The following is a 23,068-nucleotide window of genomic DNA, read 5'->3' on the forward strand; positions in this document are numbered from 1 at the left end:
TCTCGCTGTGCGGGTCGCGCGACTCGAGCACGGGTGCGGCGTGTGAGCCGCCGCCGACGGCCGGTGCGGCCTGGGCACGCAACAGGTCGCGGATCTCGCTGAGCAGTTCGACGTCGGTCGGCGGGACGTCGGCCGGGGTCTCTTCCGCCTTCTGCTTGGCGAAGGTGCGCTTGAGCAGGTTGTTCACCGGCAACACGAGCACGAAGTAGACGACGGCCGCGATGATCAGGAACTGGATCGCGGACCCGATGACGGCGCCGAACTTCAGCTGGGCCTCGCCGCCGTCGAGCGTCGGGATGGTGACGATGAGCGCCTCGTCGAGCATGGTCGCGTTGAACGCGGCACCGATCAGCGGGTTGAACACGTTGGTCACGAGCGACGTCACGATGGCCGTGAAGGCCGCACCGATGACGACCGCGACGGCGAGGTCGATGACGTTGCCGCGCAGGATGAACTCTTTGAAACCCTTCACGGGCGACTCCTTCTGATCCGACGAGATGAGGTTCTCGACGTCCAGCAAACCACGGAGGCGCGCTCGGGTGATCCCGTCGGTCGCCTTCGGCGCGGTCAGGACGAGCGGGACGACCCGCCCGACGAGCTCGAACCGGACGAGCTCGAACCGGACGAGCCGGAGCCCGATGAGCCGGAGCCCGACGAGCCGCTGCCCGACGAGCCGCTGCCGGACGAGGACGAACCCGACCCGCTGCCCGAGGTGCCCGACGAGGACGAGCCGCTCGCGCCTCCTGAGGTCTTCTCGGACGAGCCGGACGACGATCCCTTGTCGCCCGAGCCGGACGACCCCGAGCCCGACGTGCTCTTCGAGCGCGAGTCGGTGCGGTAGAAGCCCGACCCGTTGAAGGTCACGCCGACGGGGCTGAAGACCTTGCGCAGCTTGCCCTCGCAGACCGGGCAGACCGTGAGGGTGTCGTCGGTGAACGACTGCACGATGTCGAACGCGTTGTCGCACTCGGTGCAGCGGTACGAGTAGGTGGGCACGGAGGCGATCCTGAGGGAAGGCGAGTCTAGAACTCGTGGATGCCGGAGGGGGTGACGACGCCGTCGACGGGCTGGTCGTGCCGCTCTCGGGGCACCGACTCGACGTACTCGGGGTCGAACACCACAGCATAGACGGGCGGGCGGCGCTCCATCGAGCCGAGGGTCTTGTCGAAGTAGCCACGGCCCCAGCCCATGCGCATGCCGCCGTGGTCGATCGACGCCGCGGGCACGACGATCAGGTCGACGTCGTTGACCGCCATCGGGCTGAGCACCTCGCCGACGGGCTCGGGCAGGTCGAACAGGCCGCGGGTCTCGCTCTCGCCGTCGCCCACCGCCCAGTCGAGCAGGCCGTCGGCCCGGGTGATCGGGAACAGCACCCGGACGCCGTTCGCGAAAGCCCAGTTGAGGAACGGTCGCGTGTTCGGTTCGACGTCGGTCGACAGGTAGGCCGCGATCGAGCGCACCGACAGGCCCGTGGCGAGGTCGGTGAGGTGCCGGGTGATGCCCTCGGTGGCCTGGTCCCTCTCGTGTGCACCCAGGGTGCGACGCTTCTGGCGGATCTCGGCTCGCAGGGCGCGTTTGGCGTTGCCGACGTCGTCAGTCATGACGACGAGCTTAACCGTCCGACTATTAACCTCCGCGAAACGTCGGGGATGGATACGCTGACCCGCATGGGCTTCACGATTTCTAAAGCAGTCATTCCCGCCGCGGGCCTGGGGACACGATTCCTGCCCGCCACGAAAGCAATGCCGAAGGAGATGCTGCCGGTCGTCGACAAGCCGGCGATCCAGTACGTCGTCGAAGAGGCCGTCAACGCCGGCCTCACCGACGTCCTGATGATCACGGGCCGCAACAAGAACGCGCTCGAGAACCACTTCGACCACGTCAGCGAGCTCGAAGAGACGCTGAAGAAGAAGGGCGACCACGACAAGCTCGCCAAGGTCAACCAGTCGACCGACCTCGCTGACATGCACTACGTGCGTCAGGGCGACCCGCTCGGCCTCGGCCACGCGGTGCTCCGCGCCAAGATGCACGTCGGACGCGAGCCGTTCGCCGTCCTGCTCGGTGACGACATCATCGACGCCCGCGACCCGCTGCTCACGCGCATGGTCGAGGTGCAGGGGCAGAAGAACGCCACCGTCATCGCCCTGCTCGAGGTCGACCCCTCGCAGACCCACCTCTACGGCATCGCCACGGTCGAGAAGACCGACGAGGACGACGTCGTCAAGGTCACCGGCCTCGTCGAGAAGCCGGCACAGGGCGAGTCGCCCTCGAACCTGGCGATCATCGGCCGCTACGTCATCCGCCCCGAGGTCTTCGACGTCCTCGAGAAGCAGGAGCCGGGCAAGGGCGGCGAGATCCAGCTGACCGACGCCCTGATGAAGATGGCCGGCGCCGAAGAGTGGACCGGCGGCGTGTACGGCGTCGTGTTCCGTGGCCGTCGCTACGACACCGGTGACAAGCTCGACTACATCAAGGCCATCGTGCAGCTCGCCTCCGACCGGGACGACATCGGTGGCGAACTGCGCCCGTGGTTGCAAGAGTTCACCGCCGGGCTCGAGAAGTAAGCAGGCGACACGTTCCGTGACGAACATCCCCACGCTGACGGAGGGGGCGGTGACCATCCGCCCCCTCCGTCTCCGTGACACCCGCGACCTCGACCAGGCCCTGATGGAGAACAGGTCGTGGCTGCGGCAGTGGGAGGCCACCAACCCGAACGGCTTCACCAGCCACGACGTGCGCGGCAGCATCCGGTCGCTGCAGACCAACGCCCGGGCGGGGCTCGGTCTGCCCTTCGCCATCGAGCTCGACGGCCGGTTCGTCGGCCAGCTCAACGTCTCGGGCATCGCCTACGGCTCGCTCGGCTCGGCCACCATCGGCTACTGGGTGACCCAGGCGGCGGCGGGCCACAACGCGACGCCGATCGCGGTGGCCCTCGCGACCGACCACTGCTTCCGGGCGCTGGGGCTCCACCGCATGGAGATCTGCATCCGGCCCGAGAACGCCCCCAGCCTGCGCGTCGTCGAGAAGCTGGGCTTCCGCTACGAGGGTCTGCGGCGGCGGTACATCCACATCAACGGCTCGTGGCGCGACCACTTCTGCTTCGCGTTGGTCGCCGAAGAGGTGCCCGAGGGGGTCCTGCGTCGCTGGACCACGGGAACCGTGCCGGTCGGGCAGGGCAGCGTGCCGGCCGACGCCCTGGCCGAGGCCGGACGCACGCTGCCGCTGTAGCGACTCCGCCCGCTCGGGTCCTCCGTCGGGCCGCGAAGCGGATCCGTCCCGCGACACGCGGACACACCTGTCGATCAGCGGCCTCCAGGGCCCGCCCGCTCATACCTTGGTCACCATGCACATCGAGTCGTGGGGTGGAGGCGTCGTCCTCGCTCTCGTCGCCGCGCTCTGGCTCGTCTACCTCGTGCCCACCTGGCAGCGTCGACGCGAGTACCTCGCGACCGAACGCAACGCCGTGCGGCTGCAGCAGACCCTGCGCATCCTCGCCCAGACGGCCGAGGTCCCCGACGAGGTGCGCATCGAGGCGAACGCCCGCTCGGTCGCCGACGCGCAGAAGATCCTGCGACACGAGGAGGCGCGGCGCGAGGCCCTGAGGCGGGCGCACGAGGCGGCGCGGCAGCGTGCCGTCACCCGCGAGCTCGCCGCGGCCGCCCCCGTGCTGCGGGCCGCCGACCGCGATCCCGCCCTCGCGGCCCGTCGGCTCCGGCGCTCGCGCCTGGTCTCGACCGTGGTGCTCGCCGTCAGCGTCGTCGCCGTCGTCGGCGGCGTCGCCGCGGGTCTGACGTCGTCGTGGGTGGTGGTCGTCGCCGGCCTCGTCTTCGGTGCCGGCGCGGTCGCGATGCTGACGCAGCTGGCCGCCGTGTCGCGTGCGCGCGCCCGCCGGGCGGTCGTCGCACCCGTGGCGCAGCCGCTCAAGGATTTCTCGGGCGTCATGGGCGACGGTGCCGTCGTCCGCGCCGACGAGGCCTCGGCCGAGTCCCGGCTGTGGACGCCCGTGCCCGTCCCGAAGCCCCTCTACCTGCGACGCGGTCGACAGCGTCCCGCCCCTGCCGCGTCGGCGGACGCCGCGTCGGCGGAGGACGCGGCAGCCGTGATGCAGCAGGACTCCCGGCGCTCGGTCGAGTCGCTGCGTTCCGCGCAGCACGACGCCCTGCGCGAGGCCGCTCGGGCCGAGGCCGCGCTGCAGTCGACGCGACGCGCGTCCGTGGCCCGCACCGCGCCTCCTGCCCCCGTCGCGGCTCCCGCCGTCCCCGCCGAGGAGGCGCGGGTCGAGCCGGTCGCGCCCCCTCGCCCCCCGAGTCGCTTCGCCCGCATGGGCATCATCGACGACCTGCCGCAGTCGGACTTCTCGCTCGACGAGGCGCTGCAGCGCCGTCGCGCCGTCTGACCCCCGGAGCGCCCGGCCCGGGTTCTTCCGGTGGTCGACGAGGTGCTATCGTGGCAGAGCAGTTTCTGGGGCTATGGCGCAGTTGGTAGCGCGTCTCGTTCGCAATGAGAAGGTCAGGGGTTCGAATCCCCTTAGCTCCACCACATCAGGCCCGGGTCGATCACGACCCGGGCCTTTCTCGTGCCGGCTGCCGCCGAGACCCCGCGACCTCGCCGAGACCCCACGACCTCGCCGAGACCCCGTGACGCGTCCGGTGGTCTCGGCGACTTCCTGGGGTCTCGCCTCGGCGCCGCGGCCCGCGACCTGATGTATCCGCTGTGAGCGGGCGCGGCAGGGGCGGGGCGGTCGTAGCATCCGGGCATGTCCCTCGCAGTCAGCATCGTGCAGCACGACGAACACGATCACCCCGTCTGGTACCTGCAGTACTCGTACGCCCGCGCCCTGCCCGGCGCGCCGGCCCGGGGGCCGTACCACTCCCGATCCGAGGCCGAGGAGGCGCTGCACCACCTGCGCGACGCAGCCCACATGTACGGCGAGTTCGAGATCTCGGTGCTGCCGGCCTGATCGACCCTGAGGGGCGCGTGACCGCCGAGAGGTTGCGCAGGGTGAATCAAATACGACAGATCGGTAACGAAAACCGGTCGCACAGCCTGTTCGGCCCGTCGGATCCCCGAAGTCACGACATGCTTGCCTCATGAGCACTCCGCAGCCGCCCTACGGTTCGTCCGACGAACCCCGTGACCCCCGCGACGAGAACGGACGCGGCGACCAGACGCCTCCTCCGTCGGCACCCGTGCCTCCGCAGCCGACGTACGGCACGACGCCCCCGCCGAGTGCACCCCAGCCTGCCTACGGTGCCCCGCAGCAGCCCTACGGTGGGCAGTCGCAGCAGCCGTACGGCGGCCAGCAGGCGCCCTACGGTGCCGCCCCGACCGGGGCTCCGGCCTACGGCGCGCCCCCGCAGTCGCCGCAGGGCGGCAACGGGCTCGGCATCGCGTCGATCGTCGTCGGTGGCGTCGGGCTGTTGCTGTCGTTCATCGGGTTCGGCGTGATCCTCGCGATCGTCGGCCTCGTGCTCGGCATCATCGCGCTCGTGAAGAAGAAGGGCGCGCGCATGCTCGCCCTGATCGGCACCATCGTGTCGGGCCTCGGCGTGCTCATCGGCCTCGCCGTCGTGATCGTCGGACTCGTCATCGGGCTCGCCTCCGTCCAGGCCGTCAACGACTCCCTGCCCACGAGCGGCTCGATCGACTCGGGTGACTCCGGTTCGGCCGACAGCGACGCCTCGGCCGAGAACAACGCCTTCGGCGACACCTTCACCTACGACGACGGCGTCGCCGTGACGGTCTCGGCCCCCGAGGCGTACACGCCCGGCGAGTACTCGAGCGGCGCCGACCAGGCGGCCTCCGTGGTCTTCACGGTGACGATCGAGAACGGCACCGACGCGAACTTCGAGCCGATGCCCTACGAGACGGCCACCTCGGGCGGCGTCGAGGCCAGCAAGGTCTACGACTCCGACATCGAGAGCTCGCCCACGACGGTCGTCCCGGCCGGCCAGACCATCACCTACCGCATCGTGTTCTCGGTGGCCGACGCCGACCAGATCGTCTTCCAGATGTCGCCGTCGTTCGACTACGACGACGTGGTCTTCACCAGCTGACCCGTCCCGCGTCCACCGGCCGGAGCCCCCGTCGTCCCACGACGGGGGCTCCGTGGCGTCCCGGTGACCGGCGCCGCGCCTCCTGCACCATGATGGTCGGGTGCCTCCGACGACCCCCACCGACGACTCGACGCCCCACCTCTCGATCGATCCCGAGGCGCTCGCACGGCTGAGGGCCGACCTGGCGTCGTCCGGGTTCACGGTCGAGCGGCTGCAGGGAGCCGACGCCTGGGGTTCGCAGGCCGGTGCCGCACTCTTCCGCGGCGAGCGGGTCGCCGCCCGTCGTGCCCTCGCCCGCAGTGCCGCGCGCGACGAGTCGCTGCGTCCGGCCGCCACGCTCGCGTCGCTGTTCGTGCTCGGCTACCCGCAGGACGTCGACGCGGTCGTCGACGCCTTGCCGACCCTCGGCGTCGAGGGTGCGGTCGCCCTCGGGCTCGTGGCGAGCGAGGGCGACTCGGTCCGTGCGCTCGTCGACCTCCGCCCGTACGCCTTCGTCGACGCCTCGGGCGAGGCGAGCTGGTGGATCGCCTCCGACCTCGGCGAGCTCGTCGTCGAGGGGGCTCTGCGCGAGGACCACGTGCTCGGCGTCGGGGGAGCCTCGGCCACGCTCGCCGGCCTGATGATCTCGCGCCAGGTCGACCGGGCGCTCGACCTCGGCACGGGCTGTGGCATCCAGGCCCTGCACGCGGCCCGGCACGCGCGGCACGTCGTGGCCACCGACATCTCGCAGCGCGCCCTCGACTACGCCGCGTTCAACGCCGCGCTCAACCTGGTCGACGGCATCGAGCTGCGCCTCGGCAGCCTGTTCGAGCCCGTCGCCGGCGAGGCCTTCGACCACATCGTCTCGAACCCGCCGTTCGTGATCACGCCTCGGGCCGAGGGCGTGCCCGAGTACGAGTACCGCGACGGCGGCATGGTCGGCGACGACCTCGTCGCCTCGGTCGTCGAGGGCCTCGGGCGCCACCTCGCACCGGGCGGCGTCGCCCAGCTGCTGGGCAACTGGGAGTCCGGAGGCGCGGGTGCGGTCGCCGGTAAGAAGGGGGCGTACTCGGTCGCCGACTGGGCGGCCCGTGGTGGCGTGCCCGTCGACGTCTGGGTCGTCGAGCGCGAGGTGCAGGACCCGACCGCGTACTCCGAGACCTGGATCCGAGACGGCGGCACCCGTCCCGGCTCCGCGGACTTCGAGCGCCTTTACGAGGCGTGGCTCGGCGACTTCGAGGCCCGGAGCATCGTCGAGGTCGGCTTCGGCTACCTGACGGTGCGGCGACCCGTGGACGACGCGAGCCGGCCCGTGGTGCGCACGGAGCGCCTCCTGGGCGGTCTCGGTCAGAACGACGTCGGTCTCGGCGCCCACCTGCTCGGCACGCTCGACGCGATCGAGCTGCTGCGCGACCTCGACGACGAGCAGCTGGCCGCGCGCCGACTGGTCGTCGCGGGGGACGTCACCGAGGAGCGACACTACTGGCCCGGCAACGACGACCCCACGGTCATCTCGTTGCGACAGGGCGGCGGCTTCGCCCGGACGGTCGACTCGGGCACGGCCCTGTCGGCGCTGGTCGGTGCCTGCGACGGCGAGCTCAGCGTCGGCGCGATCGTCGGCGCCCTCGCCCAGCTGCTCGGGGCGGACGAGGCCGCGTTGCGGTCGGAGCTGTTGCCGCAGGTCCGCGAACTGGTGACGACGGGCATGCTGCGGGCCTGAGTCGGTCGGGCGTCCTGAGCCGGACGGACGTGCTGAGCCGGACGGGCGAGCCGGGTGCCGTTCGCCGGGCCGGGCGGGTCCGCCGACACCGGCTCCGACGGGTCAGGCCGGGGTCGCCACCGCGGCCAGCGCCAGGCGCCAGACGAGCTCGACGTGTTCGGCCATGTCGGTGGCGGGGTCGAGCATCCACTGGATCTGCATGCCGTCGCTGACCGCGAGCAGCACCGTCGCGAGGCGGGTGGGGTCGACGCCCGCCGGCACCTCTCCCCGCCGCTGGCGGATGGTGATCGCGTCGGCGGCCTGGGTGCGGAGCGAGGCGTACCGCTCGACGAAGTACGCGTGGGCGGCGTGGCTCGGGTCGCTCGTCGCGGCCGTCGACATGCTGGCGAACAGCTGGACCAGCCCGGGCACGTCGGCGTTGTGCCGGATGACGGTGATCAACTGCTCGACGATGTCCGCCTGCGGGTCGGCGAGGGCGAGGTCGACCTCGTCGCGTCGACGGAGGATGGCCGTGAACAGCTCGTCCTTGCTGTCGAAGTAGTGCAGCAGCCCGGCCTGGCTGAGGCCGACCGAGTCGGCGAGTTCCTTCACCGACGTGCCGCGGAAGCCGTTGCGGGCGACCACGTCGAGCGCCGTGTCGAGGATCTCCGTCCGCTTGGCCACACCCTTCGCGTACGAACCCCGTTGTGCCATGCGGTCAGGCTAGCGCGAGCGTCGGGGGTCGGGCCCGAAACCCACCGTCACTCGGTTTTCGCTGGTAGCGTCACGTCATGACCCTCCACCACGACGGCGACGCGGCCGACGACCAGGCACGAGAAGACCACGCACGACACGACCGGGCACGACACGACCAGGCCCGACTCACCGAGCTCCTCGGGCGGCTCACCCTCGACGAGAAGGTGCAGCTGCTCACCGGCCGCGACTTCTGGACGACCCACCCGAACGAGAAGATCGGCCTGCGGCGCATCCTGGTCAGCGACGGCCCCAGCGGGGTGCGCGGCGAGGTGTGGGACGAACGCTCGCCGTCTCTGAACCTGCCCAGCGCCTCCTCCTTGTCGTCGTCCTGGGACCCCGACCTGGCCCGCCGCTACGGTGCCGCGGCCGCCGTCGAGGCGCGCCGGAAGGGCGTCGACGTCGTGCTCGGCCCGACCATCAACCTGCACCGGTCGCCCCTCGGCGGTCGGCACTTCGAGGCGTTCAGCGAGGACCCCGTGCTCACCGCCGAGCTCGCCGCGGCGTACGTCCACGGCGTGCAGGACAACGGCGTCGGCGCGACGCCCAAGCACTACGTGGCCAACGACTACGAGACCGACCGCTTCACCGCGAGCACCGTGGTGGGCGACCGGGCCCTGCGCGAGCTCTACCTGCTGGCGTTCGAGAAGGCCGTCACCGAGGCGCACGCCTGGCTGGTCATGTCGTCGTACAACTCGATCAACGGCGTCACGGCGACCGAGAACGAGCTGCTCGAGACCCCGCTGAACAGCGAGTGGGGCTTCGACGGCGTCGTGGTCAGCGACTGGACGGGCGTCCGCAGCGTCGAGAGCGCGAAGCACTCGCAAGACCTCGTGATGCCCGGCCCGGACGGCCCGTGGGGCGACGCCCTCGTCGCCGCCGTGCGCGCGGGCGAGGTGTCCGAGGACGCCATCGACCGCAAGGTGCTGCGCCTGCTGCAGCTCGCCGCCCGCGTCGGCGCCCTCGAAGGCTTCGAGCCCGTGGCCGCGTCGCCGACCACCGTCGAGGACGGCATCGCGTTCGTCCGCGAGGCCGCGGCCGCCGGCACCGTCCTGGCCCACGACCGAGGAGGCGCGGTGCCGGTCGACCCCTCGACCGTCCGGTCGATCGCGGTCGTCGGCCACAACGCCCGCTTCGCCCGCACCCAGGGCGGCGGCAGCGCCACCGTGCTGCCCGAGAAGGTCGTCACGCCCGTCGAGGGCATCGAGGAGGCCTTCCCCGACGCGACCGTGACGTACTCGGTCGGTGCCGTCGTGCAAGAAGGGGTGGCCGAGCTGCCCCTCGACCGCATCACCAACCCCGAGACGGGCGAACCCGGCGTGCGCGTGTCGTTCCGCTCGGGCGACGACGAACTGTTCGCCGAGGACCGCAGGGCCACCGCGCTCGTCTGGTTCGGTGGCGACGCACCCATCGAGCGCAGCGACACCGTGCGGTTCTCTACCCGGTACACGCCCGAGGTCACGGGCGAGATCCTGCTCGGCGTGGCCTCGGTCGGCCACTCGGTCATCCGGGTCGACGGCGAGGTCGTGCTCGACGGCACGAGCGAGGCCGTCGGCGACGACCTCGGTGCGGCGTTCCTCGCGCCGCCGTCGCAGTCGGCCGCCGTGGCGGTCGTCGAGGGGCGGCCGATCGACGTCGTCGTCGACCACACCATCGGGGCGAGCGCACTCGGCGGAGCCCTGAGCTACACCTTCGGCATCGAGCCCGACGACGGCGACCCGGCCGGGCTGATCGACGAGGCCGTCGCGGCCGCGGCGGCCGCCGACCTGACGATCGTCGTGGTGGGCACGAACAGCAAGGTCGAGTCCGAGGGTTTCGACCGCACCTCGCTCGGCCTGCCCGGCCGTCAGGACGAGCTCGTCTCGCGCGTGGCTGCGGCCGCCGCGACGACGGTCGTCGTCGTCAACGCGGGCTCACCGGTCACCATGCCCTGGCGTGACGAGGTCGACGCGCTCTTCCTCACCTGGTTCGGCGGTCAGGAGTACGGCCACGCGCTCGGCGACGTCCTCACCGGTGCCGTCGAGCCCGGCGGGCGCCTCCCCACGACCTGGCCCGCCACCCAGGCGGACGTGCCCGTCATCGACGTCACGCCCGTCGACGGCGAGGTCGTCTACGACGAGGGCATCCACATCGGCTACCGCGCCTGGCTCAAGGCCGGCACGACCCCGGCCTACCCGTTCGGGCACGGCCTCGGCTACACGACCTGGTCACTGTCGGGCCTCGACACGACCCCGTCGGTCACCGCGGGAGGCGCGGTGCAGGTGGCCGTCGACGTCGCCAACACGGGTGCCCGCGAGGGCAAGCACGTGGTGCAGGTCTACGCCTCGCGTCCCGACTCCGTGGTGGACCGTCCGGTGCTCTGGCTGGTCGGGTTCGCGCCGGTCGTCGTGCCGGCCGGGGGGACGAGCCGTGTCGAGGTGACCGTCCCGGCCCGGGCCTTCGCCGACTGGCGCGACGGGTCCTGGGCCCACGAGCCGGGTGCGTTCACGCTGCACGTCGGCTCGTCGGTGGCCGAGCTGCCGCTCGAGGCGACGGTGGTGCTCGAGGGGTGAGGCGCGCCGCGTGACACGACCCGCACCTCCTGGTCCGTCGGATCAGGAGGCGCGGGTCGTCGGTTCGCCGAGGGGGCGTCAGCCGCGGTGGTTGCCCGTGCGCTCGCCCCACTCGCGCCACGAGAACTCGGGCACGAAGCCGAGCAGGTCGCGGGCCTTGTCGCTGCTGAGCAGCGGCTCGACGCCCTCGACGGCCCGGCGCTTCTCGACCTGCGGCCAGTACTGCTCGGCGAGCACGGCCGTCGGCGTGTTCATCACGGTGTCGGACGCCGCGATGATGAACGCCTCGAAGCCGACGAGGTCGCTCTCGAGCGCCTTCCGCACGGCCTGGGCGCCGTCGCGGGCGTCGATGTACGAGAACAGGTTGAAGGTGCGCTTCTCGGGCGTCTCGTCGAAGGGGTACTCCGAGTAGTCGCCGTCGTCCATCACGTTCGAGAACCGCAGGCCGATCAGCTTGAGCTGACGGTCCCAGCGCGTGAAGTGCCGCGCCATCTCTTCCTCGACGGCCTTGCCGAGCGAGTACGACGACTCGGGTCGCACGGGGTACTCCTCGTCGAGCGGCAGGTAGGGCGGGTCGATGTCGAACGGGATGCCCAGCAGGGTCTCGCTCGAGGCCCAGACCACGTTGCGGATCTTCGCGGCGCGGGCGGCGGCGAACACGTTGTAGCTGGAGGTCACGTTGTTCGTGAAGAGGGCGGCGTTCGGCACCAGGCCCGGGGCCGGGATCGCGCCGAGGTGCACGACGGCGTCGATGTGGTCGTACCGGTCGTCGACGCTCGTGAGGGCCTGGGCGACCTGGCCGTAGTCGGTCAGGTCGACCTTGACGAACACGACGCCCTCGACGGGGTCGGGGCTGGGCACGCGGTCGAGCAGGACGACCTCGTAGCCGTGCTCGGCGAGGTCGCGCACGACGGCACGGCCGAGCTTGCCGCTGCCGCCGGTGACGGCGACACGGGTGGTGGGGGTGCGGGGAGACGACATCGTCGGCCCTTTCTGCCGGGCGCCCGGCGGGTCTGGAGGTGCGGGGATGGGGCTGCGCGCCTCCCTCGTTTCTACTAGTCGGCGGCCGTCCGTGGTCGGACGCGGGTGGTCGGCTCGACTGTCTCCCGACTCCCTCCGGACTCCCTCTCGACTCCCGGGAGGCGCGGTGCCGGTCCCGACGCGCTGGGAGCCGTCTCGGAGGTGCCGGGGTAGGTTCGGGCGCACCGGGGTCGAGCGTCGGCCCCCGAGAGAGGCCCCCATGAGCACGCCCACGAACCCCGCTGACCACGACGCCGACGCGCGCACCGACCCGGCCGCCGTTCACGGCGACAGCCCCGACGAGGTCGAGTTGAACGGGGAGTCCCCGGCCGACGAGGCCGCCGTCGAAGGCGCCGTCGACCAGGTCGACGGTCTGCTCGGAGGCCCGGGGCGCATCGCCTGAGCCGTCGGCCCGTCGGCCCGTCGGCCCGTCAGCCGATCGGTTGCAACGAGTGGAAGGCGGTGCCGTGGTAGACGAGCGGTGCAGCCGTGTCGTCGACCTCGGCGCCGAGCACCTGCAAGATGACGACCACGTGGTCTCCGGCCGGCACCTCGCGGTGCACGACGCACTCGAGCCGCAACGGGGTGGCCGACACCAGGACGGCCCCGTCGTCGGTGACGACGTGGTCGACGTCGGCGAAGCGGGCGGCCCGGGTGCGAGACGAGAGCTGGCGACAGAGCAGGCCCTGGTCGGCGGCGAGCACCGAGACGCCGAGGCTCGGTGCCGTGCGCAGGCGGGCCCACGTCGCCGAGTCCTGACGTGCGGCGAAGGTCACCATCGGCGGGTCGAAGGACGCCCCGACCGTGAAGCTCGAGACGACCATGCCGTCCGGGCCGTCGACCCCGGTGGCGGCGAGCGCGGCGACCCCGCTCGGGAAGGCGGCGAACGCCGAGCGTTCGACCGGGGCGAGCGACGTGGTGCGGGTCATCGGGGCTCCCGTCGTGAGATGTGAACCAAGTGGTTCATCCGCGACCGTAGCCGTCGGGTGTTTCATCCGGATTACGAGGTCTTCCAATCACCTGGAAGTCACCCACCCCCGCGGGGGCTGTCCGAGGTACGGTGTAGTGCGCTCACCGGCTGGTTACCGGGGCGCCCGTTCCCGACAAGCGGCCGTCGAACGCAGCGTGGTCTCCTGATCCGACTTCGTGAGGTCTTCGGCCGTGGGTCCGGTGGGCACGCCCTGGTCCGAGTTCTGCTCGTCGACCGGGGCGTGCCCTCTTCTCGTCCCGGGTCCCTGCCGTCGTCGTGGACCGAGCGTCCTCGGGGTCGCGCACCGCGCCTCCTCGTGATTTACTTGAGTTCCCCTCACCTCGTGGAGGTTCAGGGCACGAGGCCGGGGGCCGGTCGCGGGGGCGCCGTCCCGCCCCCGCGGCCGGACGACCCGCCTGTGATCGTCGCCGGCGGCCCGGTCGATGGTGCAGGGTTGACTCATCATGTCGCCCGCTCCCGTCGCCCCCCTCGCCGCCCTGCTCCCGTCGACGCCGGGCGCCGATTCGTACGACGCCGACACGGCGTACACGGCATTCGCCGAGTGGGCCGAGTCGCGCGGGCTGCCCCTCTACCCGGCGCAGGACGAAGCGATGATGGAGCTCGTCGGAGGCGCGTCGGTGATCCTCAGCACGCCGACGGGCACCGGCAAGTCGCTCGTCGCGGCCGGCGCCCACTTCGTCGCCCTGAGCCAGGGTGGACGGTCGTACTACACGGCCCCGATCAAGGCCCTGGTCAGCGAGAAGTTCTTCGCGTTGGTCGAGCTCTTCGGGCCCGAGAACGTCGGCATGGTGACCGGCGACTCGTCGGTGAACGCCGACGCGCCGATCATCTGCTGCACCGCCGAGATCCTCGCGAACCTGGCTCTGCGGCACGGGGCCGACGCGGACGTCGACCAGGTCGTCATGGACGAGTTCCACTTCTACGGCGACCAGTCGCGCGGGTGGGCCTGGCAGGTGCCGCTCTTGTTGCTGCCGCGCGCGCAGTTCCTGCTCATGTCGGCGACCCTCGGCGACGTCGCCCGCATCACGGACGACCTCGCGCGGCGCACGGGGCGGCCCGTCGCGCGGGTCACCGGCGTCGAGCGTCCCGTGCCGCTGCACTACTTCTACGCGCAGACACCCGTGCAGGAGACGGTCGAAGAGCTGCTCTCGACGGGCGAGGCCCCCGTCTACGTCGTCCACTTCTCGCAGGCCGCGGCGCTCGAGCGGGCGCAGGCGCTCTCGAGCATCAAGGTCGCCAGCCGTGAGCAACGGGACGAGATCGCCGAGCTGATCGGCGGGTTCCGGTTCAGCACGGGCTTCGGCAAGACCCTGAACCGTCTCGTGCGTTCGGGCATCGGCGTGCACCACGCGGGCATGCTGCCCAAGTACCGTCGCCTGGTCGAGCAACTCGCGCAACGCGGCCTGCTGCGGGTCATCTGCGGCACCGACACCCTCGGCGTCGGCATCAACGTCCCGATCCGCACGGTGCTGTTGACGGCGCTGACCAAGTTCGACGGCACCCGCATGCGTCAGCTGAGCGCACGCGAGTTCCACCAGATCGCCGGACGGGCCGGTCGTGCGGGCTACGACACCTCGGGCACGGTCACGCTGCAGGCACCCGAGCACGAGATCGACAACCTCAAGCAGATCGAGCGGGCGGGCGACGACCCGAAGAAGAAGCGCAAGATCGTCCGCAAGAAGGCGCCCGACGGGTTCGTGTCCTGGGGCGAGCCCAGCTTCACCAAGCTGATCGCCGCCGAGCCCGAGGCCCTGACCTCGCACATGCAGGTCACCCACGCCATGCTGCTCAACGTCATCGGTCGCGGCGGCGACGTCTTCGCGAACGTGCGCTCCTTGGTCTTCGACAACCACGAGCCGCTCGCCAAGCAGTACGCGATGGCGCGGCAGGCCATCTCGATCTACCGCACGCTGCGCACCGCCGAGGTCGTCGTGCAAGAGGCCTCGCCCGACGGGGGAGCCCCGACCATCCGCCTGACGGTCGACCTGCAGGCGAACTTCGCCCTGAACCAGCCGTTGTCGCCCTTCGCCCTGGCGACCTTCGAGGTGCTCGACGTCGAGTCGCCCACCTACGCACTCGACATGGTCTCGGTGGTCGAGGCGACGCTCGACGACCCGCGGCCGATCCTGTCGCAACAGCAGTTCAAGGCCCGGGGCGAGGCCGTGGCCGCGATGAAGTCCGAGGGCATCGAGTACGACCAGCGCATGGAACTGCTCGAGGAGGTCACCTGGCCCAAGCCGCTCGACGAGTTGCTGACGGCCCTGTTCGAGACGTACGCGGCCTCCCAGCCCTGGATCGGCGACTTCGCGCTCAGCCCCAAGTCGGTCGTGCGCGACCTGTACGAGCGCGCGATGACCTTCGGCGACTTCGTGAACTTCTACGGGCTGGCCCGCTCCGAGGGCCTCGTGCTGCGCTACCTGTCGGACGCCTTCCGCGCCCTGCGCCAGACCGTGCCCGACGAGGCGAAGACCGACGAGCTGGTCGACGTCATCGAGTGGCTCGGTGAACTCGTGCGGCAGGTCGACTCGAGCCTGCTCGACGAGTGGGAAGAGATGGTGAACCCGCGCGAGGTCGAGGCCCACGACGAGATCGTGCCTCCGACGCTGCGCAACCTCACCGCCAATGCCCGGGCGTTCCGCATCATGGTGCGCAACGAGCTGTTCCGTCGCGTCGAACTCGCCGCCCGGGACGACGCGGACGCCCTGGGCGCCCTCGACGCGGGCTCGGGCTGGGACGCCGACCGCTGGGGCGAGGCCCTCGACCGGTACTACGACGAGTACGACTCCATCGGCACGGACGCCGCGGCCCGGGGGCCGCAGATGCTGCAGGTCGAGCAGCTGCCCACGGTGTGGCGGGTTCGGCAGATCCTGGCCGATCCCGAGGGCGACCACGACTTCGGCATCTCGGCCGTCGTCGACCTCGCCTCGAGCGACGAGCGGGGCGAGGCCGTCGTGACGGTCACGGCCGTCGGGCCGGCCTCCGAACGGAGCCGACCGTCACCCGTCGAGGGGTAATCTCGTAGGGTCCTGCCCCACCCCGGCAGCCGACCAGCTCCACCCGCGTTCCACCACGAAGAGGTCGCCATGTCTCGTCTGTCCGGCAAAGTCGCCATCGTCACCGGGGCAGCCTCGGGCATCGGCGAGGCGATCGTCCGTCGGTTCGCCGACGAGGGGGCCCGGGTCGTCGCGACCGACATCGTCGACGGGGCGGCCGTGGCGGCCGAGACGGGGGCCGAGTTCGTGCAGCACGACGTCGCCAACGGCGGCGACTGGAAGCGCGTCATGGACCGCATCGCCGAGCACTACGGCCGACTCGACGTCCTGGTGAACAACGCCGGCATCGTCTCGGGCCAGTCGATCGACGTCACCCAGCTCGAGAGCTGGAACCGCGTCTTCGCGGTCAACGTCACCGGCGTCATGCTCGGCACCCGCTTCGCCATCGAGCAGATGCGCGCGAACCCCGACGGCGAGGGCGGGTCGATCATCAACCTGGCCCCGGCGACGTCCTTCCTCGGCTTCGGCGACGACGCGGCCTACACGGCGAGCAAGCACGCCCTGGTCGGGCTCACCCGGTCGAGTGCCGCCCACGCCGCCCAAGAGGGCTGGAACATCCGCATCAACTCGCTGCACCCCGGCCCGACCGACACCGCACTGTTCCGCCGCCAGGTCGAGGCCCAGCCGCAGGTGCTCGACGCGTTCCGCGCGATGAGCCCGCGGGGTCGACTCGCCAAGCCCGACGAGGTCGCCGGGCTCGCCCTGCACCTCGCGAGCGACGATTCGGCCTTCTCGACGGGCGCGCAGTTCGTCGTCGACGGCGGACTGTCGAGCACGCACCCCTCGATGTAGCCGCGCCGCGCCGTGCCGCGACACGGCACGGCCCACCACGGCACGGCGTCTCGTGCACGGCACCGCGTCCGGATCAGGTGCGGTGCACGATTCGCGGTGCGGTTCGTCGCGGGATCAGAAGAGCGTCGCAGGAGGCGCGGGCGGGGTCGCCGGCGCCGCGATCGGGTCGGTCGTCGCGACCGGTGCCCCCGGCCACCCGGGCCCGGACGGCACCTCGGTGCGGTTCTGGAACGCCGTGGCCGCGCCCCGGGCCCGCACGTCGGCCGCCTCGTTCATCTCGTGGCCGACGTGGCCGCGGACCCACTCGAAGCGGACCTTCCGGCCGGCCAGGGCGGCGTCGAGCTCCTTCAGGATCTCGACGTTCAGCACGGGCTTGCCGTCGGCCTTCCGCCAGCCCTTGCGCTTCCAGCCGGGCATCCACTCGGTGCAGGCCTTGATCGTGTACTGGCTGTCGCAGAGGATGTGCAGGTCGTCGTCGGTGCCGGCGGTGGCGCGCAGCAGCTCGAGCACGGCGGTCAGCTCGCCCTGGTTGTTCGTCGCCCGTGGCCAGCCGCCGGCGGCCCATCGCTCGTCGTCGACGTACCAGGCCCATCCGGCGGGGCCGGGGTTGCCGAGGGCCGATCCGTCTGCTGCGGCGGTGATGGTCATGCGGGGTGCTCCTTGCGTCGACGGGTTGCCGGTCCACGGTAACGTGCCGGGCGCGACCGACCGGACCCGCGCCTCCTGCAGCGGTGTCGGGATCGGGCGGCGGTGTCGCGGTCGACCGGGTCAGCCGTTGTGGTCGGGGTGCGAGCCCGTGCGCTCGCCGGTCTCGATGCCCGCGATGGCGGCGAGGTCGCCCGCGTCGAGCTCGAAGCCGAAGACGTCGAGGTTGGCGCGGATGCGCGACGGCGTGACCGACTTGGGGATGACGACGAGGCCCTGCTGCAGGTGCCAGCGGATCGTCACCTGGGCCGGGGTGACCCCGTGCTTCGCGCCGATGCGCACGAGCGCGGCGTTGTCCAGGATGCGCCCTCGCGCCAGGGGCGACCACGCCTCGGTGACGATGCCGTGGGCGGCGTCGAAGGCGCGCAGCTCGTGCTGCTGCAACCACGGGTGCGCCTCGACCTGGTTGATGGCCGGCACGACGTCGGTCTCGGCCATCAGGCGTTCGAGGTGGGCGACCTGGAAGTTGCTCACGCCGATCGAGAGCGCCCGGCCCTCGGCCCGGATCGTCTCGAGGGCCCGGTACGTCTCGACGTACTTGTCCTGCTTCGGGGCGGGCCAGTGGATCAGGTAGAGGTCGACGTGGTCGGTGCCGAGCTTCGTCAGGCTCTCGTCGAACGAGCGGAGCGTCTCGTCGTAACCCTGCGCGGTGTTCCAGACCTTGGTCGTGAGGAAGACCTCGTCACGGGGAACGCCGGACGCCGCGAGGGCACGTCCGACGCCTGTCTCGTTGGCGTAGAACTCGGCGGTGTCGAGGTGGCGGTAGCCCTCGCCGAGGGCGGTCTCGACGACCCGTTCGGCCTCGTCGTCGGCGACCTTGTAGACGCCGAGGCCGAGCTGGGGGATCGTGCGGCCGTCGTTGAGGGTGATCTGGGGCACGTCGATGGAGGGCATGCCCTCAACTCTGCCAGCGTCCGACCCACCCGTGTCGCCGGGCCTCGGCGACCGTCCGGTGAACGCTGCGTGCCGGGCCCGTCGCCCCGTGGACGAGGAGGCGCGGGTCAGCTCGTCTGGACCGGCACCGGTTCGGTGTCGGGCAGGGGACTCGCGTCGCGGCCGCGGAGGTCGGGCAGGGCCTTGTGGAACGCGGCGCCGACGACCATGCCGACGAAGGCGAAGCAGGCGGCCACGATGAGTCCGCCCTGGCCGCCGATGTGGTCGATCGCGAAGCCGGCGATGGCCGAACCCAGGGCCGAGCCGATCAGCTGGCCCGTGCCGGCCCACCCGTAGGCCTCGGCCGTGTCGCTGAACTTCACGCTCGACGACACGATCGCGAACATCACGGCGAGGGCGGGGGCGATGCCGACGCCCGCGATCAGCAGCGTGATGCTGATCGGCCACAGGCCCGTCGCGAAGATCGCGAGGGTCATGCCCACGAAGACGATGGCGATGCGGCGGGCGAGCGCCCACGGGCCGACCGGGACGTGCCCGAGGGCGAGGCCACCGACCAACGACCCCGCGGCGAAGATCGCGAGGGCGATGCCCGAGTCGGCGCTGCCCTCGCCGAAGAGCGCGACGACGCCCGCCTCGACCGCGGCGCAGGCACCGATGAGCAGGAATCCGGCGACGGTCGCGAGCAGCACGGTCGGCCGCGCGAGCACCTTGCCGAAGGCCCGCTTGCTGCGGGGGATGCGGACGCGTCCGACCTCGGGCGACGCGATGAACCAGATGCCGCCGCCCACCAGGAAGGCCGCGGCGAGCCAGATGGCCTCTCGGGTGCCGATCTGCGTTCCGACGAAGGTCGTGATGACCGGGCCGGCCACCCAGATGATCTCTTGCGCGGACGCGTCGAGCGAGAAGAGGGGAGTGAGCTGGTTCGAGGTGACCATCTTGGGGTAGATGGTGCGGACGGCCGGCTGGACGGGCGGCACGCTGAGGCCGGTCACGAAACCGAGCGCCATGAACACCGGCACCGAGAAGTCGTACAGGGTGAAGGTGACCATCGTGATCAGGCAGACGATCAGCGTCAGGGTCAGGACGGGGCGCATCGCCCACCGACCCATCCAGCGGCTGGTGAGCGGGCCCGAGATCGCCTGGCCGATGCTCGTCGCGGCGAGCACCAGGCCGGCCGCGGCGTACGAGTGGTGCACGTGCTCGACGTGCAGCAGGAACGCGAGCGACAGCATGCCGAACGGGAAGCGCGCGGTCAGCTGGGCCGCGATGATGCGCGAGACGCCGGGCGTCTTCAGCAGGGTCGAATAGGTGCTCACGAGGGGACAAGTCTACGAGTGGGGCCAGGGTGCGCGACACGCCGTGGTCCCGAACTGGGGACACGGATCGACGAGTGTCGGTGGTGGGGACGAACATGTGGAGAACAGACCAGAACCGGGGAGAACCGCCCTCGTTCTGTGCAAAACGTGTGCGGTTCCCTGTGGAGAACTCCGCGAGACGAACTACAGGCGTGTAACACCGCATCTAGTTGTGGGGGCAACTCCGGGCCACTAGATGTAGTATCGAAGAGTCGCCACGGGCACTACGCCCCGAGGCTCACGAACCACCGATCCGGCCTCAGGGGCCGGCCAGAACACAGGGGATCCCATGGCCATCACCGTCTACACCAAGCCGTCCTGCGTCCAGTGCACGGCCACCTACCGAGCCCTCGACAACAAGGGCATCGAGTACGACGTGCTCGACGTCACCGCCGACGACGCCGCTCTCGAGAAGGTCCGCGCCCTCGGCTACATGCAGGCCCCCGTGGTCATCGCCGACGACGACCACTGGAGCGGTTTCCGCCCCGACAAGATCGCCGCCCTGGCCGCCAAGGTCGACTAGTCGACCGGGCGCCCCGCGCCCGACCAGCAGGACCGTGACCCGGGGCCCGGCCCCACCTCACCTCGGAGGCGATGACTCGACGTGACGAACGAACTCGTCTACTTCTCGAGCGTCTCGGGCAACACCGACCGCTTCGTCAAGAAGCTCGGTCTGCCGGCCCAGCGCATCCCGCTGTTCCCGTCCGAGCCGCCGCTCCACGTCCGAGACCCCTACGTCCTCGTCCTGCCGACCTACGGTGGCGGCGAGGGGCGAGGCGCCGTCCCGAAGCAGGTCATCCGGTTCCTCAACGACGAGGGCAACCGGCGCCTCATCCGAGGCGTGATCGCGGCGGGCAACACCAACTTCGGAGAGGGCTACTGCCTGGCCGGCGACATCGTCTCGGCCAAGTGTGACGTTCCCCTTCTCTACCGTTTCGAAGTCTTCGGAACACCAGACGACGTACAAGCCGTACACACAGGATTGGAAGAATTTTGGACGCAGCAGTCGATGACCTCGAAGTGATCGCCGCACCGGGGCAAGGGCTCAGCTCGGGGATGGACTACCACTCCCTGAACGCGATGCTGAACCTCTATGGCCCGTCCGGCGAGATCCAGTTCGAGAAGGACCGCGAGGCGGCGAAGCAGTACTTCCTGCAGCACGTCAACCAGAACACGGTCTTCTTCCACAACCTGCGCGAGCGCCTCGACTACCTCGTCGAGAACGAGTACTACGAGGCCGCGACCATCGAGCGGTACGACTTCGCGTTCATCGAGAAGCTGAACGACCTCGCCTACTCGAAGAAGTTCCGGTTCCAGACCTTCCTCGGTGCGTTCAAGTACTACACCTCGTACACGCTCAAGACGTTCGACGGCAAGCGCTACCTCGAGCGCTTCGAAGACCGAGTCGTCATGACCGCCCTCGGTCTCGCCCAGGGCGACGAGGCACTCGCCGTCGACCTGGTCGAAGAGATCATCGCGGGCCGCTTCCAGCCGGCCACGCCGACCTTCCTCAACACCGCGAAGGCCCAGCGCGGCGAGCTCGTCAGCTGCTTCCTGCTGCGCATCGAAGACAACATGGAGTCGATCTCGCGCGGCATCAACTCGTCGTTGCAGCTGTCGAAGCGCGGTGGCGGCGTCGCCCTGTCGCTCTCGAACATCCGCGAGGCCGGCGCGCCGATCAAGCAGATCGAGAACCAGTCCTCCGGCATCATCCCCGTCATGAAGCTGCTCGAAGACAGCTTCAGCTACGCGAACCAGCTCGGTGCCCGTCAGGGTGCCGGCGCGGTGTACCTCAGCGCACACCACCCCGACATCATGCGGTTCCTCGACACCAAGCGGGAGAACGCCGACGAGAAGATCCGCATCAAGACGCTGTCCCTCGGCGTCGTCGTGCCCGACATCACGTTCGAGCTCGCCAAGAACAACGAGGACATGTACCTCTTCTCGCCGTACGACGTCGAGAAGGTCTACGGCGTCCCCTTCGGCGACGTGGCGATCAGCGAGAAGTACCGCGAGATGGTGGCCGACTCGCGCATCAAGAAGACCAAGATCAAGGCGCGCGACTTCTTCCAGACGATCGCCGAGATCCAGTTCGAGTCGGGCTACCCCTACATCGTGTTCGAAGACACGGTGAACAAGGCGAACCCGATCAAGGGCCGCATCAACATGTCGAACCTGTGCTCCGAGATCCTGCAGGTCAACACGCCCACCACGTTCAACGAAGACCTCTCGTACAACGAGATCGGCAAGGACATCAGCTGCAACCTCGGCTCGATGAACATCGCCCTCTCGATGGACGCGCCCGACCTCGGCAAGACCGTCGAGACCGCGATCCGCGGCCTCAGCGCCGTCAGCGACATGAGCCACATCACGTCGGTCCGCTCGATCGAGGTCGGCAACGACCAGTCGCACGCCATCGGCCTCGGCCAGATGAACCTGCACGGCTACCTGGCCCGCGAGCGTGTGCACTACGGCACGCCCGAGGCGATCGACTTCACGAACATCTACTTCTACACGGTGCTGTTCCACGCCCTGCGCGCCTCGAACACCATCGCGATCGAGCGTGGCGTCACCTTCGGCGGCTTCGAGGACTCGACCTACGCGTCGGGCACCTTCTTCGACAAGTACACCGAGACCGAGTGGAAGCCCGAGACCGAGCGGGCGGCGGCACTGTTCGCCGACGCCGGCGTCGCGATCCCCACGCAGGACGACTGGCTCGCGCTCAAGGCCAGCATCATGCAGCACGGCATCTACAACCAGAACCTCCAGGCCGTGCCGCCGACCGGGTCGATCTCGTACATCAACCACTCGACCTCGTCGATCCACCCGATCGCGTCGAAGATCGAGATCCGCAAAGAGGGCAAGCTCGGCCGCGTGTACTACCCGGCGCCGTTCATGACGAACGACAACCTCGAGTACTACACCGACGCGTACGAGATCGGGCCCGAGAAGATCATCGACACCTACGCCGCGGCGACGCAGCACGTCGACCAGGGCCTGTCGCTCACGCTCTTCTTCAAAGACACCGCCAGCACGCGCGACATCAACAAGGCGCAGATCTACGCATGGCGCAAGGGCATCAAGACGATCTACTACATCCGTCTCCGCCAGCTCGCACTCGAGGGCACCGAGGTCGACGGCTGCGTCAGCTGCATGCTCTAGGCCCTGCGCCCCGAGCCCTTGCGCCACCCGGCGTGGGCCGGTCTCGACGACCGGCCC

Annotated in this window: 22 protein-coding genes and 1 tRNA gene; 14 read left to right on the plus strand and 9 right to left on the minus strand. The window is 70.4% G+C overall.

From position 1 onward, the window contains the following. The 3 genes from mscL to ASE87_RS12925 all read right to left on the minus strand — a co-directional run. A partial coding sequence (gene mscL / locus ASE87_RS12915) for a large conductance mechanosensitive channel protein MscL (protein ID WP_082452681.1) occupies positions 1-472 on the minus strand: 472 nt, incomplete at its 3' end. Positions 473-567: 95 nt separating this feature from the next. Beyond that, entirely contained in the window at positions 568-996 is a 429-nt protein-coding gene (locus ASE87_RS12920) for an FmdB family zinc ribbon protein (protein WP_056229036.1), read from the minus strand. Positions 997-1,022: 26 nt separating this feature from the next. Next, positions 1,023-1,601, minus strand: a complete 579-nt coding sequence (locus tag ASE87_RS12925) for a 5-formyltetrahydrofolate cyclo-ligase (protein WP_043596571.1) — start codon at positions 1,599-1,601, stop codon at positions 1,023-1,025. A gap of 48 nt (positions 1,602-1,649) precedes the next feature. Between ASE87_RS12925 and galU the strand changes: the two genes are divergently transcribed. From galU to ASE87_RS12960, 7 genes are all read left to right on the plus strand, one after another. Further along, entirely contained in the window at positions 1,650-2,564 is a 915-nt protein-coding gene (galU, locus tag ASE87_RS12930; RefSeq protein ID WP_369700709.1) for a UTP--glucose-1-phosphate uridylyltransferase GalU, read from the plus strand. Positions 2,565-2,580: 16 nt separating this feature from the next. Beyond that, the gene (locus ASE87_RS12935; protein ID WP_056229038.1) at positions 2,581-3,228 is read left to right on the plus strand and encodes a GNAT family N-acetyltransferase; all 648 of its coding nucleotides are present in this window, start codon (positions 2,581-2,583) and stop codon (positions 3,226-3,228) included. A 115-nt stretch (positions 3,229-3,343) separates the two neighbouring features. Further along, the gene (locus tag ASE87_RS12940; protein ID WP_082452682.1) at positions 3,344-4,396 is read left to right on the plus strand and encodes a hypothetical protein; all 1,053 of its coding nucleotides are present in this window, start codon (positions 3,344-3,346) and stop codon (positions 4,394-4,396) included. 67 nt (positions 4,397-4,463) lie between these two features. Further along, positions 4,464-4,539: transfer RNA gene (locus ASE87_RS12945), tRNA-Ala, on the plus strand. A gap of 217 nt (positions 4,540-4,756) precedes the next feature. After that, complete coding sequence (locus tag ASE87_RS12950) at positions 4,757-4,960, plus strand: hypothetical protein (RefSeq protein ID WP_043596564.1); 204 nt, start codon at positions 4,757-4,759, stop codon at positions 4,958-4,960. Positions 4,961-5,090: 130 nt separating this feature from the next. After that, positions 5,091-6,056, plus strand: a complete 966-nt coding sequence (locus tag ASE87_RS12955) for a DUF4190 domain-containing protein (RefSeq protein ID WP_043596562.1) — start codon at positions 5,091-5,093, stop codon at positions 6,054-6,056. Between the two features lie 100 nt (positions 6,057-6,156). Further along, entirely contained in the window at positions 6,157-7,755 is a 1,599-nt protein-coding gene (locus ASE87_RS12960) for a methyltransferase (RefSeq protein ID WP_369814012.1), read from the plus strand. Between the two features lie 102 nt (positions 7,756-7,857). On the opposite strand, the gene ASE87_RS12965 is transcribed toward ASE87_RS12960, so the two are convergent. Then, positions 7,858-8,448 carry a TetR/AcrR family transcriptional regulator gene (locus ASE87_RS12965; protein ID WP_056229045.1) on the minus strand — a complete coding sequence of 197 codons (591 nt, stop codon included), beginning with the start codon at positions 8,446-8,448 and terminating at the stop codon, positions 7,858-7,860. A gap of 77 nt (positions 8,449-8,525) precedes the next feature. On the opposite strand from ASE87_RS12965, the gene ASE87_RS12970 reads away from it, so the two are divergent. Then, positions 8,526-11,039, plus strand: a complete 2,514-nt coding sequence (locus ASE87_RS12970) for a beta-glucosidase (RefSeq protein ID WP_082452602.1) — start codon at positions 8,526-8,528, stop codon at positions 11,037-11,039. 78 nt (positions 11,040-11,117) lie between these two features. Here the strand turns inward: ASE87_RS12970 and ASE87_RS12975 are convergent, their stop codons facing one another. Then, a complete protein-coding gene (locus ASE87_RS12975; protein ID WP_043596559.1) occupies positions 11,118-12,020 on the minus strand; it encodes an NAD(P)-dependent oxidoreductase in 903 nt (300 codons plus the stop codon). A 259-nt stretch (positions 12,021-12,279) separates the two neighbouring features. Between ASE87_RS12975 and ASE87_RS12980 the strand changes: the two genes are divergently transcribed. Next, a complete protein-coding gene (locus ASE87_RS12980; protein ID WP_056229048.1) occupies positions 12,280-12,462 on the plus strand; it encodes a hypothetical protein in 183 nt (60 codons plus the stop codon). 28 nt (positions 12,463-12,490) lie between these two features. Here ASE87_RS12980 and ASE87_RS12985 read toward each other — a convergent pair whose 3' ends face one another. After that, positions 12,491-12,988, minus strand: a complete 498-nt coding sequence (locus tag ASE87_RS12985; RefSeq protein WP_056229053.1) for a flavin reductase family protein — start codon at positions 12,986-12,988, stop codon at positions 12,491-12,493. 505 nt (positions 12,989-13,493) lie between these two features. Between ASE87_RS12985 and ASE87_RS12990 the strand changes: the two genes are divergently transcribed. Together ASE87_RS12990 and ASE87_RS12995 are read left to right on the plus strand one after the other, a co-directional pair. Next, on the plus strand, positions 13,494-16,064 hold the full coding sequence (locus ASE87_RS12990) for an RNA helicase (RefSeq protein WP_082452603.1): 2,571 nt from the start codon (positions 13,494-13,496) through the stop codon (positions 16,062-16,064). A gap of 69 nt (positions 16,065-16,133) precedes the next feature. Beyond that, positions 16,134-16,895, plus strand: coding sequence for an SDR family NAD(P)-dependent oxidoreductase (locus tag ASE87_RS12995; protein ID WP_043596555.1), 762 nt, complete (start codon positions 16,134-16,136; stop codon positions 16,893-16,895). A 114-nt stretch (positions 16,896-17,009) separates the two neighbouring features. Here the strand turns inward: ASE87_RS12995 and ASE87_RS13000 are convergent, their stop codons facing one another. The 3 genes from ASE87_RS13000 to ASE87_RS13010 all read right to left on the minus strand — a co-directional run bounded on the left by ASE87_RS13000 (position 17,010) and on the right by ASE87_RS13010 (position 19,810). After that, positions 17,010-17,543, minus strand: coding sequence for a ribonuclease H (locus ASE87_RS13000; RefSeq protein ID WP_043596554.1), 534 nt, complete (start codon positions 17,541-17,543; stop codon positions 17,010-17,012). A 120-nt stretch (positions 17,544-17,663) separates the two neighbouring features. Beyond that, the gene (locus ASE87_RS13005) at positions 17,664-18,494 is read right to left on the minus strand and encodes an aldo/keto reductase (RefSeq protein WP_043596553.1); all 831 of its coding nucleotides are present in this window, start codon (positions 18,492-18,494) and stop codon (positions 17,664-17,666) included. A gap of 107 nt (positions 18,495-18,601) precedes the next feature. Beyond that, positions 18,602-19,810, minus strand: coding sequence for an MFS transporter (locus ASE87_RS13010; RefSeq protein ID WP_056229056.1), 1,209 nt, complete (start codon positions 19,808-19,810; stop codon positions 18,602-18,604). Positions 19,811-20,138: 328 nt separating this feature from the next. Between ASE87_RS13010 and nrdH the strand changes: the two genes are divergently transcribed. The 3 genes from nrdH (at position 20,139) to nrdE (ending at position 23,011) form a co-directional block, all read left to right on the plus strand. Continuing rightward, positions 20,139-20,372, plus strand: coding sequence for a glutaredoxin-like protein NrdH (gene nrdH / locus ASE87_RS13015; RefSeq protein WP_043596549.1), 234 nt, complete (start codon positions 20,139-20,141; stop codon positions 20,370-20,372). An 81-nt stretch (positions 20,373-20,453) separates the two neighbouring features. After that, a complete protein-coding gene (gene nrdI, locus ASE87_RS13020; RefSeq protein ID WP_043596547.1) occupies positions 20,454-20,873 on the plus strand; it encodes a class Ib ribonucleoside-diphosphate reductase assembly flavoprotein NrdI in 420 nt (139 codons plus the stop codon). Between the two features lie 32 nt (positions 20,874-20,905). Further along, positions 20,906-23,011: a class 1b ribonucleoside-diphosphate reductase subunit alpha gene (gene nrdE / locus ASE87_RS13025; protein WP_043596574.1), complete on the plus strand. Its 2,106-nt coding sequence runs from the start codon at positions 20,906-20,908 to the stop codon at positions 23,009-23,011. Positions 23,012-23,068 lie beyond the last annotated feature (57 nt).

Source organism: Frigoribacterium sp. Leaf44, from assembly GCF_001421865.1.
Classification (GTDB): domain Bacteria; phylum Actinomycetota; class Actinomycetes; order Actinomycetales; family Microbacteriaceae; genus Frigoribacterium.

Bases quoted from the DNA above. Each gene is read 5' to 3' on its own strand.
- ASE87_RS12925 (WP_043596571.1), bottom strand. From the start codon at position 1,601: ATGACTGACGACGTCGGCAACGCCAAACGCGCCCTGCGAGCCGAGATC.
- ASE87_RS13000 (WP_043596554.1), bottom strand. From the start codon at position 17,543: ATGACCATCACCGCCGCAGCAGACGGATCGGCCCTCGGCAACCCCGGC.
- nrdE (WP_043596574.1), top strand. From the start codon at position 20,906: ATGGACTACCACTCCCTGAACGCGATGCTGAACCTCTATGGCCCGTCC.
- ASE87_RS12990 (WP_082452603.1), top strand. From the start codon at position 13,494: ATGTCGCCCGCTCCCGTCGCCCCCCTCGCCGCCCTGCTCCCGTCGACG.
- ASE87_RS12955 (WP_043596562.1), top strand. From the start codon at position 5,091: ATGAGCACTCCGCAGCCGCCCTACGGTTCGTCCGACGAACCCCGTGAC.
- ASE87_RS13005 (WP_043596553.1), bottom strand. From the start codon at position 18,494: ATGCCCTCCATCGACGTGCCCCAGATCACCCTCAACGACGGCCGCACG.
- ASE87_RS12970 (WP_082452602.1), top strand. From the start codon at position 8,526: ATGACCCTCCACCACGACGGCGACGCGGCCGACGACCAGGCACGAGAA.
- ASE87_RS12975 (WP_043596559.1), bottom strand. From the start codon at position 12,020: ATGTCGTCTCCCCGCACCCCCACCACCCGTGTCGCCGTCACCGGCGGC.
- ASE87_RS12985 (WP_056229053.1), bottom strand. From the start codon at position 12,988: ATGACCCGCACCACGTCGCTCGCCCCGGTCGAACGCTCGGCGTTCGCC.
- ASE87_RS12995 (WP_043596555.1), top strand. From the start codon at position 16,134: ATGTCTCGTCTGTCCGGCAAAGTCGCCATCGTCACCGGGGCAGCCTCG.
- ASE87_RS12980 (WP_056229048.1), top strand. From the start codon at position 12,280: ATGAGCACGCCCACGAACCCCGCTGACCACGACGCCGACGCGCGCACC.
- nrdH (WP_043596549.1), top strand. From the start codon at position 20,139: ATGGCCATCACCGTCTACACCAAGCCGTCCTGCGTCCAGTGCACGGCC.
- ASE87_RS12950 (WP_043596564.1), top strand. From the start codon at position 4,757: ATGTCCCTCGCAGTCAGCATCGTGCAGCACGACGAACACGATCACCCC.
- galU (WP_369700709.1), top strand. From the start codon at position 1,650: ATGGATACGCTGACCCGCATGGGCTTCACGATTTCTAAAGCAGTCATT.
- ASE87_RS12965 (WP_056229045.1), bottom strand. From the start codon at position 8,448: ATGGCACAACGGGGTTCGTACGCGAAGGGTGTGGCCAAGCGGACGGAG.
- ASE87_RS12940 (WP_082452682.1), top strand. From the start codon at position 3,344: ATGCACATCGAGTCGTGGGGTGGAGGCGTCGTCCTCGCTCTCGTCGCC.